The sequence below is a fragment of the Pseudomonas sp. P4_C3 genome (assembly GCF_056402075.1).
Window position 1 is genome coordinate 1 of the sequence record NZ_JBFUIC010000519.1, and the last position, 2,058, is coordinate 2,058.

Genomic DNA, 2,058 nt, shown 5'->3' on the forward strand with positions numbered 1-2,058 from the left:
GGGGAGGATGAAATCGCATCAGCCTTGCCAGCTCCGCAACCCACGGGGGGGAGGATGAAATCGCATCAGCCTTGCCAGCTCCGCAACCCACGGGCAATGCGCTCGACCGCCTCCTGCAAACGCTCGATGTTTTGCGTATAGGCGAACCGCACATGATGCCCGGCCTGATAACGCCCGAAATCCAGCCCCGGGGTGAATGCCACATGCTCGGTTTCGAGAAAGTGTTTACAGAACGCGAAGGCATCGCCGCCGAACTTGCTGATATCGGCGTACAAGTAGAAAGCTCCTTCCGGCTCCACCGCAATGCCGAAGCCCAATTCACGCAAGGCCGGCAGCAGGTAATCCCGACGCCGGCCAAATTCGGCGCGACGCTCTTCGAGAATGCTGATGGTTGCCGGTTCGAAACAGGCCAGTGCAGCGTACTGCGCCATGCTGGGTGCACTGATGTAGAGATTCTGGGCGAGCTTTTCCAGCTCACCGACGGCCGCGTCGGGGGCCACCAGCCATCCGAGCCGCCAACCGGTCATCCCGAAGTACTTCGAAAAACTGTTCAGAACGAATGCACTGTCGTCGACTTCCAGCACGCTGGCCGCATCGGTGCCGTAGGTCAGGCCGTGATAAATCTCGTCGACCACCAGATGACCGTGGCGCTCCTTGATCGCAACAGACAACTTCGCCAGCTCGTCGCGGGTCAGGATCGTGCCGGTCGGATTGGCTGGCGATGCCACCAATGCGCCGACGCTGTCGTGGTCCCAATGACGCTCGATCAGGCCAGGCGTCAATTGATAACGCACATCCGGACCGACCGGTACCAGTTGTGCCGCGCCTTCGACCAGCCGCAGGAAATGCCGGTTACACGGGTAGCCCGGGTCCGCCAGCAGCCAGTGTTTACCGGGGTCGACCAGCAAAGCGCTGGCCAGCAGCAACGCGCCGGACCCGCCAGGCGTGATGAGGATGCGCCGCGGGTCGATGTTCAAACCATAACGCTGCTGATAAAAGCCCGAAATGGCCTCACGCAGCTCCGGAATGCCGCGCGCGGCGGTGTAACGGGTTTTCCCCGCTGTCAGCGCAGCCTGGCCAGCCTGGATGATCGGTTCGGCGGTGGTGAAGTCCGGCTCGCCGATTTCCAGGTGGATCACATCGTGGCCGGCCGCCTGCAATTCATTGGCCCGCGCCAACAACGCCATGACATGGAAAGGTTCGATTGCGCGACTGCGGGCACTGTAGGGCTGAGCCATTGGCCTTCCTTCAACGGAGAAAAAACCGATTCTACCCAAGCGCAGGAACGAGCGAGAACCTAAAGCGGTCAGAGGCCTTGTAACCCCGATCACAAACGACTCGAGCGCGCGCGCAAGGATTGACTAAAATCAATAATTGAGCAGGGTTCCAGAGCCACCAGACAACGGTTTGTCATCATTTGCAAGCACCCTGTGCCGCGAGCTCGACATCCGGGAGTAGCGCGGCCCGAGTTGATCTGGTAAGTTCGCCCGCTTGCAGCCGCAGGGCCGAGCAGGTGCCGGTGATGGAGCAATCCTGCGCAGATGGATTACAAGAGTAGAGGCGGTCTATTTCATGTCCACCCAAGCAAAGCAGCAAAACCAGGCGATCAGCGGCTTCGAGCCCTATGTTCAGAAAGCCGGCGAAGAGTACATGGGCGAACCCATGCGCAAGCACTTCACCAAGGTCCTGAATCAGTGGAAGAAAGAGCTGATGGAAGGTGTCGACAAGACCGTGGACCACATGAAGGACGAAGCGGCCAACTTTCCTGACCCGGCAGACCGTGCCAGCCAGGAAGAGGAATTCGCCCTCGAACTGCGTGCCCGCGATCGCGAACGCAAGTTGATCAAGAAGATCGACAAGACACTTCAGTTGATCGAAGACGAAGAGTACGGCTGGTGTGAATCCTGCGGCATCGAGATCGGCGTCAAGCGCCTCGAAGCGCGTCCTACCGCCGACCTGTGCATCGACTGCAAGACCCTGGCGGAAATCAAGGAAAAGCAAGTCGGCAAATAATTGCGACTTGAACGAAGAACGGAGCGTGCGAACGCTCCGTTTTTG

Annotated in this window: 2 protein-coding genes; one reads left to right on the forward strand and one right to left on the reverse strand. The window is 59.4% G+C overall.

All coding sequences use genetic code 11. The annotated features are described in order from the left end of the window. Positions 1 to 65: 65 nt before the first annotated feature. Positions 66 to 1,238: a pyridoxal phosphate-dependent aminotransferase gene (locus AC1DVH_RS30110; RefSeq protein ID WP_477756867.1), complete on the reverse strand. Its 1,173-nt coding sequence runs from the start codon at positions 1,236 to 1,238 to the stop codon at positions 66 to 68. Between the two features lie 334 nt (positions 1,239 to 1,572). On the opposite strand from AC1DVH_RS30110, the gene dksA reads away from it, so the two are divergent. Further along, entirely contained in the window at positions 1,573 to 2,013 is a 441-nt protein-coding gene (dksA, locus tag AC1DVH_RS30115) for an RNA polymerase-binding protein DksA (RefSeq protein ID WP_007971100.1), read from the forward strand. Positions 2,014 to 2,058 lie beyond the last annotated feature (45 nt).